Source organism: Endozoicomonas sp. YOMI1 (genome assembly GCF_024606345.1).
GTDB lineage: Bacteria > Pseudomonadota > Gammaproteobacteria > Pseudomonadales > Endozoicomonadaceae > Endozoicomonas.
Genome location: NZ_JAHHPM010000487.1, coordinates 1 through 16,732, shown reverse-complemented (window position 1 = coordinate 16,732; position 16,732 = coordinate 1). Strand labels below are relative to the sequence as shown.

12 protein-coding genes are annotated in these 16,732 nt (G+C 48.8%); 2 read left to right on the top strand and 10 right to left on the bottom strand.

The genetic code is table 11. The features are described 5' to 3' along the window. Positions 1–158: 158 nt before the first annotated feature. The 7 genes from KDK15_RS17100 to minC form a co-directional block, all read right to left on the bottom strand. A complete protein-coding gene (locus KDK15_RS17100; RefSeq protein WP_257296600.1) occupies positions 159–2,282 on the bottom strand; it encodes a carboxy terminal-processing peptidase in 2,124 nt (707 codons plus the stop codon). Between the two features lie 386 nt (positions 2,283–2,668). Further along, on the bottom strand, positions 2,669–2,845 hold the full coding sequence (locus KDK15_RS17095) for a hypothetical protein (RefSeq protein WP_257296599.1): 177 nt from the start codon (positions 2,843–2,845) through the stop codon (positions 2,669–2,671). 176 nt (positions 2,846–3,021) lie between these two features. Further along, positions 3,022–4,320 (bottom strand): M18 family aminopeptidase, encoded by a 1,299-nt coding sequence (locus KDK15_RS17090; protein ID WP_257296598.1) that lies wholly within the window; start codon positions 4,318–4,320, stop codon positions 3,022–3,024. Between the two features lie 138 nt (positions 4,321–4,458). Beyond that, positions 4,459–5,178: a hypothetical protein gene (locus KDK15_RS17085; RefSeq protein WP_257296597.1), complete on the bottom strand. Its 720-nt coding sequence runs from the start codon at positions 5,176–5,178 to the stop codon at positions 4,459–4,461. A 432-nt stretch (positions 5,179–5,610) separates the two neighbouring features. Continuing rightward, complete coding sequence (minE, locus tag KDK15_RS17080) at positions 5,611–5,862, bottom strand: cell division topological specificity factor MinE (protein WP_257296596.1); 252 nt, start codon at positions 5,860–5,862, stop codon at positions 5,611–5,613. Continuing rightward, positions 5,859–6,674, bottom strand: a complete 816-nt coding sequence (gene minD, locus KDK15_RS17075) for a septum site-determining protein MinD (RefSeq protein ID WP_257296595.1) — start codon at positions 6,672–6,674, stop codon at positions 5,859–5,861. The genes minE and minD overlap by 4 nt, the downstream gene beginning before the upstream one ends. A gap of 48 nt (positions 6,675–6,722) precedes the next feature. Next, complete coding sequence (gene minC, locus KDK15_RS17070) at positions 6,723–7,529, bottom strand: septum site-determining protein MinC (RefSeq protein WP_257296594.1); 807 nt, start codon at positions 7,527–7,529, stop codon at positions 6,723–6,725. Positions 7,530–7,659: 130 nt separating this feature from the next. On the opposite strand from minC, the gene lpxL reads away from it, so the two are divergent. Then, a complete protein-coding gene (lpxL, locus tag KDK15_RS17065) occupies positions 7,660–8,613 on the top strand; it encodes an LpxL/LpxP family Kdo(2)-lipid IV(A) lauroyl/palmitoleoyl acyltransferase (RefSeq protein ID WP_257296593.1) in 954 nt (317 codons plus the stop codon). A 183-nt stretch (positions 8,614–8,796) separates the two neighbouring features. Here the strand turns inward: lpxL and KDK15_RS17060 are convergent, their stop codons facing one another. Next, the gene (locus KDK15_RS17060) at positions 8,797–10,764 is read right to left on the bottom strand and encodes a S8 family serine peptidase (protein WP_257296592.1); all 1,968 of its coding nucleotides are present in this window, start codon (positions 10,762–10,764) and stop codon (positions 8,797–8,799) included. 565 nt (positions 10,765–11,329) lie between these two features. On the opposite strand from KDK15_RS17060, the gene KDK15_RS17055 reads away from it, so the two are divergent. Then, a complete protein-coding gene (locus KDK15_RS17055; protein WP_257296591.1) occupies positions 11,330–12,301 on the top strand; it encodes a hypothetical protein in 972 nt (323 codons plus the stop codon). A 164-nt stretch (positions 12,302–12,465) separates the two neighbouring features. Here KDK15_RS17055 and rapA read toward each other — a convergent pair whose 3' ends face one another. Next, a complete protein-coding gene (rapA, locus tag KDK15_RS17050) occupies positions 12,466–15,342 on the bottom strand; it encodes an RNA polymerase-associated protein RapA (protein WP_257296590.1) in 2,877 nt (958 codons plus the stop codon). Between the two features lie 404 nt (positions 15,343–15,746). Then, on the bottom strand, positions 15,747–16,508 hold the full coding sequence (locus KDK15_RS17045; protein ID WP_257296589.1) for an outer membrane protein: 762 nt from the start codon (positions 16,506–16,508) through the stop codon (positions 15,747–15,749). Positions 16,509–16,732 lie beyond the last annotated feature (224 nt).

The window sequence follows — 16,732 nt, the reverse complement described above, 5'->3', positions numbered from 1 at the left end:
TCTTTGAACTCTTCTGAATAGCGGGCCATTGATCACTCACTGGCCGCCCCCTGTTCAGGTTTTTAAATTCAGGAGAGGCGACAGCTATGTTGGCGCAAGGGGATTGTGCTTAGCATTAAAAAGCCCGCAAGAGCGGGCATGTTAATCAGTGATGACTTTTAGCCAGAGCGGCGGGTAAAGAGTCGCATGTTGTTGCTGGCTTTCACCATGTCGGTCAGGATAACACCCGCTTCCTTCAAGAAGGCATCAGGCTGTTTATCTTTTTTCTTCTGTTCCAGTTCCTGATTGTTGATCTCCTCCAGCTCATCCAGATTATTCAGCAATGGCAGGCCTCTGGATTTCCTCAGGCGATTTTCAATGGCCAGTCGCTGGCTGCGCATGGTTTGCAGCTCCAGTTGTCGTCTTTCCTGGTTCAGGGAAACCTTTTTCTGGTTCTCATAATGTTCGAAGTAGTCCTTCATCTCATGGAGGTAAACAAAATCAGCATTTTTACGGGTGCGGTATTCATGCTTTTTCTGCAGCTCCGGAAGGTAAGGGCTTAAGTTGGCATAAGGTCTGTAGGATACCGGTGAGATATTGTCCCATGGCAGTGCATCCGGCAGCGTGTCTTCACCAATATCCCGGCCATCGTAGAGGGAAGGGAAGATGATATCGGGTATCACGCCACGATTCTGCGTACTCTGGCCAGAAATCCGGTAGAACTTGGCCAGTGTCAGTTTCAGCTGTCCATGGTTCAGTGGCTGTATGCTTTGCACGGTACCTTTGCCATAACTCTGGCTGCCAACGATCAGTGCCCGGCCGTAATCCTGCATGGCCCCGGCAAAGATTTCTGAAGCGGAAGCGCTGAGGCGGTCAATCATAACCACCATGGGGCCATCGTAGAGCTGCTCTGAGTCCGGGTCTTCCTGTCGCTCAGAGCGACCCCGATTATTGCGGACGACAACGGTAGGCCCTTTATCGATAAATAGCCCGGTTAACTCATTGGCTTCCTGCAGTGAGCCGCCACCATTACCGCGAAGATCGATAATCAGGCCATCCACTTTCTCTTTCTTTAATCTTTCCAATAGCCTGCGGACATCACGGGTGGTGCTCTTATAGTCAGGGTCACCGGCCTGGGCAGCCTTGAAGTCGATGTAAAAGGTGGGTAACTCGATCACTCCGATACGACTGGTCTTGCCATTCATGGGTACGTCGATAATCTTGCTGGCTGCATCCTGCTCTTCCAGTTTGACCCGGTCCCGGACAATCTCGTAAACCCGTGTGCTGCTGTCCTTGCTGCTGCCGGGAATAATCTCCAGGCGAACCAGGGTGTGTTTGGCACCGCGAATCAATTTGACCACATCATCCAGACGCATGCCCACCACATCTTCGAGGTTGCCTTTCTTGCCCTGACCAACGCTGACGATTTTATCACCGGGTTTCAGCTGCCCGGCTTTCTCCGCAGGGCCGCCAGGTACAACACTGACCACTTTGGTGTATTCATCCTCTGCAGAGAGTACGGCACCTATGCCTTCAAGAGAGAGGCTCATGTTGATATCAAAGTTTTCAGCGGTCTGGGGAGAGAAGTACTGGGTATGAGGGTCGTATATACCAGCGAAGGCGTTGATGTAGGTCTGAAAGGCATCTTCGCTTTTGCTCTGGTGCAGCCTGCGAAGCAGGTTGGTATTTCTTCTGCGCAGTTGATTGATAATTTCTTCGTCGGTTTTATTGTTCAGTTTCTGGCTCAATACGCTGTCTTTAAACTGCTTGATCCAAAGCCGTTGCTGGGCTTGCTTGCTGGTAAGCCAGGGTTCATCCTTACGCTCAATCACCAGCTCTTCATTTTTCTTGAGGTTCAGGTCTTTAATCCCCAGCTCTAACTGTTTAAGCATGAAGCGTGCGCGTTCTTCCGCCCGCTCACGGTAGCGGTTGAAGATGGCGAAGGCAGGATTGAGGTCGCCGCTTTTCAGAGAGTCTCCCAGTTTTTTCCGATGTGGCTCAAATTCCTGAATATCTGACTGCAGGAAGAAGCTGCGGTTTGGGTCCAGTCGATCCAGATAGCGATCAAACACCTTTTCCATATTGCTCTGGTCAAGGGGGATTTTCCGATAGTGGCTTCTTGAAAGCAGTTGTACCACATGAACGCTGGCAATGGCCTGCTGCAAATTAGGCGTCAGAGTGGGTACTGGCTGGCTGATGTCCTTATCGACGGCCTGAGCGAGATTGCCTGAGAGAAGTGCTGTGAAAAGCAGCGCTGAAAAGAACAGCTTCATTCTTTTGGCTGGCTGCAGTTTCGATATCATAGAGGCGTTAGCTCCGTGTCATTCTGTCTGTTGAAATGTGCCTTCCTGGCTAACCTAACGGATAAGACTCTTTCCATTACTCAAGTCATCGCTCAGGATCTTAAACTCTTGAATATTCTGTAAGGATGAATACAGCATAATACAGTCATATGGTTGATGACAGCCGTTGAGCTTTCATATTCTGAACACCTTATGTAAATCAGGCCATTAATCCTCAGTCGGTAAAATGTTTGAATAAGTGCTATTCCATCAAGGCTATGGGAAAAAATCAATGATTCATTTGGCGGGAGGGCTGGTGTAGGTAGTTTGTAGGACAGAAATAGCTGGACACAGGTAAATTATCTACTGTGTCCAAAATATGCGGTTTTTTCAAGGTGGGGTAATGGTCAATTATAGCCTTTGATATAACCGCCAGTCTCATCAAATGACTTTGCCGCAGGCAGTGTTGTAGAGGCCTTTAGCAACGGCTTAACCGGATTAATCGTACTGCGATGGAGTGAAAAGACGTTCTTGGAGTTTGAGGTTGGGTGCAGTGTTGGCCGGTTATTGGCTTCGGGTTTCATGAGGTTGCCTGCAATGTTGGCTGGTCTGATGACATTATTGAGGTTAGCAATATCGGCCGAATAATTGGAGTCTGAAATTGTACGTATGACGGGAGGTTGCGTTGCGATTTGCCAATAAAACGAGATGCCCGGAAGAGAGCTTGCTGGCTCCCATTTGAGAGCCAGCAGATGATCAATTATTCAGTCAATGGCAGTTCAGCCAGTGTCATAAAATGGGACAGGGTTTTGCTGAGTTCGAAAGCATCCTCACTTCCGGCCAGTTCTCTGATTGAGTGCATGCCGAAGGTTGGCAGCCCAAGATCCAGTGTGCGTACGCCCAGCATGCCGGCAGTCAGTGGGCCAATGGTACTGCCACAGGCCATATCGGTACGGGTAACAAAGTGCTGAACTTTGCTGCCGCTGGCCTGGCAAAGCGTGCGGTAAAGTGCCGAGGTTTCATCATTGGTGGCATAACGCTGGTTGGCATTGACTTTGATGACAGCGCCATGATTCAGTTTCGGTGCGTGATGCTCGTCATGCTTGCTGGCATAGTTGGGATGGATGCCGTGGGCGTTATCCGTTGAAATCAGCATGGAGCGGTTCATGGCCCGGGTCAGTGATTCACCGGTGCCATACATTCTTTCCAGTACGCTCTTCATGAAAGGCCCCTGGGCTCCGGTGGTCGAGACACTGCCCACCTCTTCATGGTCATTGCACACCAACAAGGCTGTGGTATCTGATGGCTGGTGATTGATCAGGGACTCCAGGCCAACATAGCAGCTGAGCAGATTATCCAGGCGGGCACTGGCGATAAAGTCATGGTTCAGGCCAATAACGGCAGCACTTTGGGTGTCATAGAAAGAGAGGTCATATTCCATCACTTCGTGACAGTCACTGTGCCCTTGACGTATCAGCTCTTGTTTCAGCAGTTCACGGAAATCGACGGTTTCGTCATCGGCCAGTTGAAAAAGGATAGGTGGGATATCGGTTTGCGAATTGACTGCACGACCACTATTGGCCTCACGGTCCAGGTGAATCGCCAGGCTGGGAATAATGGCGACTGCACGCTCAAAATTGATCAGTTGCTGGCAAAGTTGTTGCTGATCGTTGAGGTATTGGACACGGCCGGCGAGGGAAAGGTCACGGTCGAACCATGGGTTTAACAGGACGCCACCATAAACCTCAACACCCAACTGAAAATAGCTGTGCTTATTCAACTCTGGCTGTGGTTTTACTTTCAGGCAGGGCGAGTCGGTGTGCGCTCCCACCATTCTGGCGCCCAGCTCAGGTTTGCCCATGGTAAAGGCAATGATGGACGATCCATTACGGGTTACGTAATATTTCCCGCCTTCTTTGAAGGACCAGGATTCGGACTCACTCAATGGCTGGAAGCCCGCTTCCTGCAGTTTGGCCACCATGGTGGCTACTGCATGATAAGGGGTCGGAGAAGCGTTGAGGAACTGGATAAGCTCCTGATTAAAGTGTTCTTTGCTCATGGCGCTACCTTGCAATGTAAGCGGTGATCTTACTACAAAGATAGGTATGATTTCATTTCATGATGGTATGAATCCGACACGCTTTTTCAGAATGTCGGATTACAGAATTCCGGGCTTGTGGACGACTTGTTCAGGATTCTAAGCGTATTTGCCTGCTCTGCTAACTGGACTGTCCGGGATTGCCATTTTATACAATTCATCAATCAACGCTCCGGGGAGCATGGCATTGCTGATGCAATCCTTAATAACGGGAGCCAATGATCTGCTTTTGCAACGTAGCCCATCTTTAATTTCCAAAAAATGTTTCATTTCTTGAAGAGCGGCGGCCCCAATACCACTATTTATGACTGAAGGCAGATGTTTAAGTTCACTAAAGGCGTAGGGATTAGACTTGAAATGAACGTTGAGTTTGATTTCGACTTGCCCCAGAATTTCTTCTTGATCAACCATATATAATAAGTTGTCATTGCTGTTATAGAAGGCGTTATATAGCATGAATTCCCATAAATCCCAATCCCAATCGTCCGGGTTGATAGGGTTTTGAGTGGTACTATTACTGATTCTGTTACCGCTAACAGTGGATGAAGGTTGCAGGTCTTTTAAATCAAAATACTCTATCAAATGCTCAACCAATGCTTTGGCGAGTTTTTTTGGCTGACACTGGTGCTCCTCCGACTTTGTTTGAATAAGGTTGACAGTCGGCTCTTGAACGGTTGTCTTGAGAAAGCAAAATAATGCTTGTTCGGTTTGTTTGTCTTGCGAAGCGCTCGCACAGGGAGGGGCTTGATCAGTGGCAGCCTTTTCATAGGGAGGGCGCACTGTTTGGCCAGCAGCGCCGACAGGTTGATTTCCATGCATAATCTAATCTCCTTTTATACATCTTATCATTAAGCCCAATGGACTCTACGAACATTGTGGTTTGTAAAAAGGTTGCTGTTCAGGCTGCAATAGCGTACGACTGGCAAACACTTTATTAAATTTGACAATGATTTCAGGGAAAAATTCCGTTCGGGTAGTCCAACGAGGCATTATGTTCTGCTTGCGAGAACCTCAGGTTTCAGGTTGCCTGATGTTTTATCCGGTTTACCTGCAGCATGTGAATGCATACCACAGCCACTTGAAGTGGTAGATTTCAGAGGTTTTTCAAGGATTTGCAAAAGACATCGGTCACATTTCCGAGAGGTTTACGTGCCATTTTACGAAGGACTGGCGGGTAAGCTCCTTCCACCGGTCTACTCACCAGGCACACTGCTATCAAGATGGCATGTGGCTGAAAGTGGTCAGCTGCCGCTAGTTCGGCAGCTGTACATTGACTTCGAGGATAGAACAACCATCTTGAGAGTCCAGCTTGATGTCAATGCATTCCTGCTGGATCTCTATGTATTTTTGAATAACCTGAAGAATATCTCGCTCCATGGCTGGCAGAAAATCACGACCACTTCGACTGCTTCGTTCATGGGCTACTATGATCTGTAGCCTTTCCTTGGCAATCGCGGCGCTGTTGTCTTCTTTGCGTGAGCGGAATAGCTGCATAAGATTCATCCTATTCCTCCGAACATGCGCTGTAAGAACCCTTTTCTGACGGGTTCAAGAAAACGGTGTGGTATGTCTTCACCAAGGAAGCGCGCAACCACATCGTTGTATGCCTGACCGGCATCACTGTCGGCATTGCATACTACGGGTACCCCCTGGTTGGAGGCTTTCAGGACTGAGGTGGACTCAGGAATAACACCAATCAGTGGTATCGCCAGAATTTCTTCGACATCCTGAATATTGAGCATTTCTCCCCGTGTCACCCGCTCAGGATTGTAGCGGGTTACCAGTAAATGCTCCTTGACGGGTTCAAGGTTTTCAACGGCACGGCGGGACTTACTCTGCAAAATACCCAGGATTCGGTCAGAGTCCCGGACGGACGAGACCTCAGGGTTTGTGGTAATAATGGCTTCATCGGCAAAGTAGAGTGCCATCAGGGCACCGTGTTCGATACCTGCCGGGGAGTCACAGATGATGTATTCAAAGTCTTTTGCCAGCTGGTTCAGGACCTTTTCAACCCCTTTATGAGTAAGGGCCTCTTTGTCCCGGGTTTGAGACGCTGGCAGAATGGATAGATTTTCTGTGCGTTTGTCTCTGATCAGGGCCTGGTGCAACTCGGCTTCACCGTTAATTACATTTACGAAGTCGTATACTACACGTCGCTCGCAGCCCATCAGGAGATCCAGATTTCTGAGGCCTACATCAAAGTCAATGACAACTGTCCTGTGACCTTTAAGAGCCAATCCTGTTGCAATGGAAGCACTGGTGGTGGTTTTTCCAACGCCACCTTTTCCAGAAGTCACAACAATAATACGAGCCAAGGTGAAATCCTGTCATAAATTAAGAACTGAACTATTGTTCAGTATTTCTTAAAGTTTCTTTATGTGCAAGCTTTGCGCCTCGAGAGATACAATGACACTGCTACCCCAGAGAGGATCACTGTTATTGGCTGCTGAGGGCATTTTATACTGACCGTTGATGGAAATGAGCTCGGCTTCAAACTGCAGGCAGAATATACGGGCATCGGTATTGCCATTGACACCTGCCAGGGCTCGACCGCGTAATGGACCATAGACGTGTATGTTACCGGCGGCCAGAAGTTCTGCACCTGAACTGACCGGACTGGTAATGACCAGATCGCCTTCGGCATAGACCTGCTGACCAGAGCGGATCGGATGCTCTATAAGAGTGGTCTTATGGATCACCGGTGGTGTTTGCGTCTGGTTTGCACTCTCTGCTGCAGGGGGACTGGCGGTGTGGGATTTCTGCATAATGACCACATTGGTTTCAACATGGCTTGCAACATGATCAGCAGAATTTTCTTCTTCCCGGTTTCGTTGCCTTGGTGACGGGAGCCAGGGTATGCCTGCCATCATGGCGTCCTGTTTATGGCTCTCCTGGTCGCCACGAACAGCAATCAGGATCAGGCCAAACTGTTGCAGGCTATGGCGCAGCTGGTAAAGATCAATCGGTGGTTGTTCCGGGCTGAGTTGGTCGAAGGCAATGATGACCGGTGTCTGCTGGAAAAAATTGGGTGCCTTGCGCGTCATGTTCTCCAGCTGATTGGTAATATCCGCGGGATTGGTAGAATGCAATTCAAGAGTAGTCAGTGTATAAATACCACCGGTCATCTTGAAAGCTGCAGCGGCAGTACCGGTTTGCAGTTGAAGGGTCATAACGTACAACTCTGGTCTTGTATAACGGCTTTATATGATGAGAGTCAGCAGATTAAATGGTCAGCTTTTTATACAACAGAGTGTAGCGTAGAGAACTCAACGTTCAGATACAAGTATTGAATTAACCTATATGTCGCAAAACCCTGATCTTAATAAACAGGCTGATGCCCGTGCAGACGATGTCTTTCGCCGGGCATATCTGCTCCCGAAGTACTGGCTGACCTGGCTGGGTATCGGGCTCACCTTTATCCCTTCGTTATTGCCATATCGCTGGATTCTCCAACTGGGAAGATGGCTTGGACGTATCATTTACCATGTGGTGGGTGACCGTGTTCATATTGCCCGGGTTAATCTGGAAAAGTGTTTTCCTGAGTTGAGCCAGGATGAAAGAGAGGCACTGCTGAAGAAAAACTTTGAGTCGGTAGGCATTGGTATTATGGAGGTCACTATCGCCTGGTGGTGGCCCTCCAGCAGGCTGGAGAATATCGTTTCTTATCAAGGGCTGGAAAACCTGGAGTCTGATGATGGCACTATCCTGATGGTTATGCATTTCACCACCATAGAGCTGGCTGGTCGCCTGATTACCCAGTGCCACAGCGTGGATGCCACCTATCGAGAGCATGGGAATCCGGTCTTTGAATACGTTCAGCGTCGCTTAAGGCATCGTTTTGATCCTGGCAGTCAGTTGCTGAGAAGGCGAGATGTCCGTGGAATGCTGCGCTCATTAAAGTCGGGCAGGACCGTCTGGTATTCTCCTGACCAGGATTATGGTACCCAAAATGGACTCTTTGTGCCGTTCTTTGGTATTCCCGCAGCGACGATTACCAGTACCTCTCGCCTTGCCAAAGCGGGCAGGGCTAAAGTGATTCCCATGACGGTGACTCGTCTTGCTGACGCCAAAGGCTATCAGGTTCACCTGCATTGTGCCCTGGAAGGCATTCCTTCCAGTGATGACTACCAGGATGCGCTGCAGGTTAACCAGTTTGTCGAGCAGCGAATTCGCGAGCATCCTGAGCAGTATATGTGGCTTCATCGGCGGTTTAAAAATCGCCCTGAGGGTGAGGCTGACTTCTACCGGGGTTGATTGTCTATCTGGATGCTCAGTGATTGAGTGTCCAGAAATATCGCCGCAAAATTAACATCCTTTTTCCCACACAACTGATAATTATTGTTTTCGCAGCTACAACGGCTGTTCATTGTTGAAGACCAAAGATTATGGAAGAGCATTTTAAGCTTATTGATAAGCCGACATTTTTTGCTGCGCTGCTTAAGCGTCAACTCCTGGCAGTCTTTTGCCGGATTTGAGCAGCATGCCTTTGGGGGTATTGACTGATGGACGTTGCAATTGTTTGCCACTACGAAGAATCATGCCATCATCTACCATCATCACAACAGAAGTATTAACAGTGTTACGGGTTGCTTCTTCTGGTGTTATTATCTGCCTTGGCCTATGCGCTATTGTTTGCAGTTTTTCCTCCGGGCCATTAACAAGTAAAAGAACTAATGGTAGAGCTGACAGGATGATTATTAATGATCCATTAAGCATGATGGTTGGAAGATCATCTGCCCACTGAAATTCACTGCTTAATTGATCACCTGATTGTTCAAGCGCTTTTGCTGCGGCAAAAGCCACCGCTTTGCCAATATCGAGATGCCCACTTCCACAGTAGGCGTTACTGCATCGTTTGGGTGAGCCTTTGGTGGAGAAAATGTTGTCTTTAGTGCTGAGCAGAGTCGTTTTTGAATCAGCGATGTAACGCCAGGCAGGTGTTTGAAAAGGACGGCTGGTGTTCATCAGTATTGCCCGGATGTCATCGGGCGTCAGCCTGCTGTTCACCGAGTGCATCAGGGCAGCGGCCTGAGAGACAAGGGCTGCAGCAGCACTGGTACCACGCGCCTTGGTGAATGAATCTGCCAATGGGATTGCCTTTCCGGTATTGCTGGTGGTTGTCACTCCCTCACCCACAATGGCAGAAATTGCGATGGGTGGGCCGAAGTTGGAATAACTGGCTAACAAGGATTCTGTTAATTGCGCACCAACGGCGATGACATGAGGGCATTTTGAAAAACAAATATTGCTGGCTGGTATTGCCTCATTGCCAGCACCTGCAATTACGGTAACATTTCTCTGGTATAACGCTTTGAAAACCGTCTCAAACGGCGCACAGTCACGCATTTCGCCAATTGAGAGATTAATGACTTTGGCGGGATTAGTATTAAGGGGAACATTGGCAACCGGTATTCCTGCAGCCCATTTTAACGCATTGATGAAGTCATCATCTGTTTCGTTGCAACGGCTATGGCGGCCTAAATACCGTATGGGTTGAATTTTGATGATATTTTGCAATGGCGAAACTCCGTCTTTATTGACCGACGCCCCTGCAATAATTCCAGCCACTCTTGTACCATGCCAAGGGGGCGGTAAACGCGTGAAGTTTCCCTCATCGGTGGGGATGTTGTCATAACCGTTTTCATCCCCGGCACACTCCGGGTCGCTGATAAAGTCATAACCTGGCACCAGCCGGTCATTGAGTGCGCTGTGACGAATAATGCCGCTATCAATAACCGCAACAACAGTAGGCGATGGCTGGTGAGTGGTGAGCAGATTCAGTGCAGACGTTGTCAAGGTGTTCTGACTGGTATATTCATGTGAGGTTTTTAAGTTGCATTGGGGCAGTTGAGATGGTTGAGGTGATAGTTGGTAGAGCCATCCCATCCTGGCGTTATGCTCCTTTGAGTTTTTGTGATGATGCTGTTTTGTGTGAGAACCTTTATCGTGAGTCGTACTGCACATTGTTTGGTCGAAGGTTTGATCAAACAGATGCTTGAGGTCGGGTAATATTTCATCAATATCTGCCTGCCTTGATTCATCACTATCAGGGTGTGTTGGAATAGAGTGATTGTTATTGTGTTGCAGGAAAACGTCTGTGACCGGGCTGGTTTTATCCACGCTGAGAGGAGGGCAGCTCAGCCAGAATCTGATGTCAGATTCCAGCGGGTGGGAAATATTACGGCTTTGCAGGCCTCTTTGCAGAGCAAGTTGTCTTCTTTCGCTGATGTGTGTGAGTTGCTGTGTTGAAAACAGTAGCCCCAGGGCCGTTAGTGTCACTTTTGCTACCCGGTATAATGACCACCTGCCGGAGCTTTCTCTGTGATGGCTCTGGAAAGTTGGCGGGGAGGATAAGTTGTTATCAAACCGGATATATGAACGGTCAATAGGGTGATTATTTATCATTGATCTCCAGAGAGGTCATCAAAAACACAGCGAATTTGACAACGGGTTAATCCACAGGTTCAACGATTTATTTGGCAGGATGAACGCTCAACATTTCTTTGCAATCAGAAAAGATTGCATTTGGTGACACTGGAAACAAACACGGCTAACGGCAGTGCGGCTGCGTCTGTGACAAGAGCGAGATTATTGTACTTTAGTTCTATATATTGATTGAATTTATCAGACGGTATACACCCGGCAAGAAAGTCCTCGTAAAGTTTGTAGAGGAAATTCCCAACCTGATCACGAGGGAATTGGTTGAGTCACATAGTCAGTTTGACTGACCGTATGGAGATGTGGAACTTATCGCCAGGCTACTGGTCAAAAAGGCGTAATGAAATGATTGCTAATCTCCGTATTGAATGAGCCTGACCAAATTTCGCGATGACACTTGTTCGAAGTGGTCAGAGTGGAAAAATGAAGGAAATTATTGGCAGGCTTTTCCTGAGAGAAAAATCCAGCATTGACTGCAACTTATGGTCAACCCTGAATATCTTTTAACTTATTAAAGTATGAGAAGACTAACATGTTACCAGTAACTTCCAGTGGTTACCCAGACCGGTCTGCCGGTGCCTACCCATCTCCGTCTGCGCCTGACAGCTCTGAATTTGCTAAAGGCCTTTTTGAGAACTTTAAACATCAACTCAATTTTCTGCCACCTGGAGTGTGCAGTGAATATATTCGTAATATATTGACGCACGTAAGTACAGAATTTCCTGATGATATGTCTGAATTCCAGAAAGCTTTGAATGAGCGAACGGTGACCCTTGCTGAAAATTCCTCTGAGACCAGAACTCTATCGATACTTCCCATCGATGAATTGATGCTCAATCACGAATATTATGATTTGTCTTCTGATTTGGATGGTTTGTTAAATGCGTTTAATTCAGAACTAACCAATTTTAATAAACTATTAAATGAGGATTTACCTATAAGTTATAAAAAAACTGGCTTGTCAATACATGCAACAGCTTTGTGCAATTTTGGAAAGTATATTTTTGACGAGACTAGTCCGCGTTGTATCATTGATTACGATGATATAAACGATGTAGATCGCGTTAAAAAAGAAAAAAAGAGCCTTGAAACATGGCATAAATCAATTAAAACCCTTTGTGATGGAGTTCTTGATCCGATACTTGCTAAACCAGGACGCCCCGATCATAATGCCAGCGCGAAGAAAGTAGTAATTAACCTTCTGAATGAACTACAAACACTAATATCGAATCATAAAGGCACCGATTATATCAGGTTTTATCAGTTGATAAGGCAGATAGAACAAGATCGTTCATTAGGCTCATATCATCGTTCACACTTGAGCAATTTGATTCTTGAGGATTTTATTCCCATTGATGATCCGGTGTTTTTCCAGAAAACTTTGCAGAAATTATTTTCTTATTATCAATTCACCCCCGATGTCCTTTTTGATGAAATTTCAACAGACCTCTGCGACACTATCAAAATGTATGCAAAAATGAAGAGGCCCCTTGGGCACTTTTAATTCAATGACTGGTGGAAAAATAGACAGGGCTAAGAACTGTCATTTTTAATAACGTCGACTTCAATAAGTGCTGCCCGCCACCCGAAAAGCCGGAACCGCTTGTGCGGGCAGCAGGCGGGACCCCCAGACTGAGTAAAAGTTAGATAGAAGCCAACAGGAAAATATTAACCAGCAATCATAATCCGCAGGGCATCCAGTCGAAGAACCGCTTTCTGCAGCGCCTGATGACCCAGAGCTGCCCGGTTCTTCAGATATTCAATCTCTTCACCGCGGACATTCGGGTTAACGACTTTAAGCGCCGCCAGTCGTTTGATCTCTTCGGTGACATCGGTCAGCAGGTTCTGGCAGGCCTGATTAACGATGGGTTGTACCCGGTCTTTGGCATACCCTTCGGCTTTATCCAGCATGGCCAGAAAGGGTGCCCGCTGGGCGTTCACCAGTTTCTTGGCAACACCCCGTTTCAAAGGCTGAAGCTGGGCGTTGAGAGTATCAAACGCCACTTTTTCGGACAGATCATTGAATCCCGGGTCGATCAGACAACGAATCGGTGTGGCTGGCAGGTAGCGGTCCAGCTGCAGGGTTCGGTCGGCGCTGGTTTCCACCACGTAGATCGCTTCCAGCAGCATAGTACCGGGCTTCAGGGCTTTGTTTTTGAGCAAGGCGACCGAGGTATTCCCCAGCTCGCTGGTCAGCACCATATCCATCCCTTCGGAAACGATGGGATGCTCCCAGGTGAGGAAGTGCATGTCTTCTCTGGACAGTGCCATGTCCCGGTCAAAGGTGACGGTCATGCCATCATCCGGAAGACCGGGGAAGGTGGTGATCATATGACTGCCCGGGCGAATCACCAGGCAGTGTTTGGAATAGTCTTCCGCTTCAACACCAAAGCCTTCGAACAGTTTCTCCATAAACCGCTTGAGCTGTCTTGGCTGTTCCTGCTCTTCAATGTCGTTGATCATATCTTCATTGGAGACCAGGCCGCGGGAGTTCAGCTCCAGCAGTCGGTCTCTGCCTTTATGAAGATGCTCCATCTGTTGCCGGTTCAATTGGGCAGCCTGGTTCAGCAGGGTATCCATGGCTTCTGTGGAGGCCTGGCTACCCGGTTGCAGATAAGGCAGCAGCGCTTCACCCAGTTGCATCTGCACTATGCTACCGGCAGGGCAGGTATCGGCAAAGGCGTTCAATCCCCGCTCGTACCAGTGGAACAGTGCCTCCTGACCGGTACCAGACAGATAAGGCACGTGAATCTTGATGGCTTCAGTCTGGCCAATACGATCCAGTCGGCCAATACGCTGTTCCAGCAGATCGGGATGTTCCGGCAGATCAAAAAGCACCAGATGGTGGGCAAACTGGAAGTTACGGCCTTCACTGCCAATTTCTGAGCAAACCAGTACCTGGGCACCATGCTCCCCTTCAGCAAAGAAGGCCGCAGCACGATCCCGCTCAATAATGCTCATGTTTTCGTGGAAAACCGCTGCCGGAATGCCGGACAGTATGCGCAGGGCATTTTCCAGGTCCAGTGCCGTATTGGCATTGGCACAGATAACCAGTACTTTCTCTTTCTTCAGCAGTTTCAGCAGGTTCATCAGCCAGTCTACCCGGGGGTCGACTTTCCACCAGGGGTCCATATCATCGACACGGATTTGAGCCTGATAAGCCAGCTCCGGATAAAGGTTATGGCGGTAGTTGGACTCTTCTTCCAGGGCAATTTCGTACAGTTCCGGCAGCACCTGGGGATAGCCCTGGGCAGCACGACCAGAGAATCCGCCAACGGCTGCCCGGGTATTACGAAACATTACGCGGCCGGTACCATGACGATCCAACAGACGCCGCAGCAGCTGGGTGCGGGCCGTATTTCGTGCCTCTTCTTCACCCTGATCAAGGATATCTATCAACGACTTGCTGTCTTCTCCAAGGAAGCTGATCAGATGGTCCCTTGCCTTGGCAGGGAGCGTCTGATTGTCATTGTTCAGAAGTTCCTGAACAGCCTCTGCCACCGGCTCATAACGGCTTTCTTCGGCTTCGAAGGCGGCAAGGTCATGGAAGCGGTCAGGATCCAGCAGACGCAGATGGGCAAAATGGCTTTTGGCGCCCATTTGCTCCGGCGTTGCGGTCAGCAGCAGTAGTCCCGGAATCTGCAGGGAAAGCGCTTCAACACAGCGGTATTCAGCATTGGTCTCTTCTTCAGACCAGATAAGGTGATGGGCTTCATCCACAATCAACAGGTCGAAGTCCGCTTCCAGTGCCTGTTTACGGCGCTCTTCATCATGGCAAAAAAAGCCGATGCTGCAGATAATCAGCTGCTCGGTATTAAACGGGTTTTCATCCGGAGACTGGCGGCAGCGCTCTTCGTCAAAGACGCTGAAACGCAGGTTGAAACGGCGCAGCATCTCCACCAGCCACTGATGCACCAGGCTTTCCGGCAAGAGAATCAGAACCCGGCTGGCACGACCGGTAATCAGTTGTTGATGCAGTATCAGGCCGGCTTCAATGGTTTTACCCATTCCGACTTCGTCCGCCAGCATAACCCGCGGCGCATGGCGCTGGTAAACCTCACGGGCAATATGCAGCTGATGGGGAATCAGGCTGGTGCGTGGGCCAATCAGGCCGCGCATGGGGGATTTACGCAGGCCGTAGTTATATTGGAGCGTCTTGTAACGCAAGGTAAAGTTGCTGTTCTGGTCAATCTGACCCGCCAGCATACGATCCTGTGGCTTGTTGAAGCGAATATGGTTCCCCAGCCCGGCTTCTGGCAGCTGTCGTGTTTCCCCATCAGGCAGGGTTCCGCAGTAGGTCAGCAAGCCATTTTTCTCAATCACCTCGGTGACCAGCATAATCCAGCCCTCGTGGCTTTCGACACGATCTCCGGGGTTGAACTCAACGCGGGTCAGAGGGCAGTTGTTTATGGAGTAAAGCCGGGTTTCCCCGGTGGCAGGAAACAGCAGGGTGACCATACGACTGTCAAAGGTGAGCACCGTGCCCAGTCCCTGTTCGGTCTCAGTATCACTAATCCAGCGTTGCCCAGAAACGAAACTCGTCATATTTGACTACTAACCTTGCCTGACTGAAAGCCCGCCATTATACGTTACCGCCCGGGCGGTGCGTAGGCCGGAGATGGACCGGCGGGCTGTACTTTTGAAAATGGTTTACGGTGAGAAAGCCTCTGCAGCAAACAGCAGGTTCTCGGGCTACTCGGGCCATCCCAATCATACGCTTCCCTGCAGTGTTTTGCCTGAAGATTATGACTGATGTACCAAAAAGCGCGCTATATTAGCGGAATCCTCTTAAATTGCACTACGGGGATGACCGAAATTCAGCATGCCAGGATGATTATAGACGGGAGTTTGGCTTCTATTTGCCTGACTTGTCTTAAGGAAAGGTGTTCTGGAGAGATTACTGCACAGGAGCTTCCAGCGGCCTGTGCAGAAATATAACCGGGGGATGGTCAGAAGTGGTAACGCAGACCCATCAGCAATGTGGTGGATTCCAGCTTACCCTTGAGCGACTCATCACCAGTCGTTGGCAGGTTTTTCAGCTCCCAGTCTCCCAGGTTGCGATGTTCTACCCCAAGATCCAGGGCAAGGTGCTTGCTGAATATATAGGAAATACCTGCACCCACTGTCCATGCCATTTCGTTACGGGCGTGGTCATCCCACTTTTCATTCCAATTGGCGTTGTCTGAAAAGGTCTGAACACCGGATGCCTTGTTTTTGGCATATCCTGCACCCGCCATAACGTAGGGCACCAGATGCTTATTCAGGGGGAAATCGTAATATGCTTTCAGCATGTATACTTCAGATTCAATACTGATCTTGTTATACGCGGTGCCAAGCAGTGTTGTATTGAATGGACCTCCTGTTAACCGATAGCCCAGAGAAACATCAATCTGATAATCAGATTCCTTCTGAAAGGACCCTTCAAGCTCCAGGCGGAAATTGGGGTTAAATACCAGTCCGGCACCGAAGGCTCCAACTGCAACGCTGTGATCGTTATTCACATTGGCTATCCCCATACTGCCTCGGAAAGCAACAGGGTTACTGCCAGAGTTCTGATCAGCAACTGCAATGAATGGATTGACAGCCTCAGTATCCTTTATCGCCGTATAAGCTGCCCCGCCACGGGCAAAAGCATAAATATCCATAGCCTGACTGGTGGCCGGTACGGCCAGCGCCAGACTGACCAGCATTGCGTTAAATGTTTTCATCATTATTTTACCGTTCAATGGTTAGAGAATTTTTATTTGAAAGCAAAAACTGCCCGCTTTCTTATTAGAAAGAATAGACAGAATATGGATGAGGTGTATCAGCAACCAGTGACAGCATAAAGCCTTGCCTGGCTATGCTGCATCCTGCTCAACTTTCAATACGGAATGGCGGGTTAGCAAAAACGTCGTAAACCCTCGCCCAATGCGGGCGGGGATATAAGACGGGA

Excerpts from the sequence above, each read along its gene's own strand:
- KDK15_RS17100 (WP_257296600.1), bottom strand. The coding sequence starts at position 2,282 with ATGATATCGAAACTGCAGCCAGCCAAAAGAATGAAGCTGTTCTTTTCA.
- KDK15_RS17095 (WP_257296599.1), bottom strand. The coding sequence starts at position 2,845 with ATGAAACCCGAAGCCAATAACCGGCCAACACTGCACCCAACCTCAAAC.
- KDK15_RS17090 (WP_257296598.1), bottom strand. The coding sequence starts at position 4,320 with ATGAGCAAAGAACACTTTAATCAGGAGCTTATCCAGTTCCTCAACGCT.
- KDK15_RS17085 (WP_257296597.1), bottom strand. The coding sequence starts at position 5,178 with ATGCATGGAAATCAACCTGTCGGCGCTGCTGGCCAAACAGTGCGCCCT.
- minE (WP_257296596.1), bottom strand. The coding sequence starts at position 5,862 with ATGAATCTTATGCAGCTATTCCGCTCACGCAAAGAAGACAACAGCGCC.
- minC (WP_257296594.1), bottom strand. The coding sequence starts at position 7,529 with ATGACCCTTCAACTGCAAACCGGTACTGCCGCTGCAGCTTTCAAGATG.
- lpxL (WP_257296593.1), top strand. The coding sequence starts at position 7,660 with ATGTCGCAAAACCCTGATCTTAATAAACAGGCTGATGCCCGTGCAGAC.
- KDK15_RS17060 (WP_257296592.1), bottom strand. The coding sequence starts at position 10,764 with ATGATAAATAATCACCCTATTGACCGTTCATATATCCGGTTTGATAAC.
- KDK15_RS17055 (WP_257296591.1), top strand. The coding sequence starts at position 11,330 with ATGTTACCAGTAACTTCCAGTGGTTACCCAGACCGGTCTGCCGGTGCC.
- rapA (WP_257296590.1), bottom strand. The coding sequence starts at position 15,342 with ATGACGAGTTTCGTTTCTGGGCAACGCTGGATTAGTGATACTGAGACC.
- KDK15_RS17045 (WP_257296589.1), bottom strand. The coding sequence starts at position 16,508 with ATGATGAAAACATTTAACGCAATGCTGGTCAGTCTGGCGCTGGCCGTA.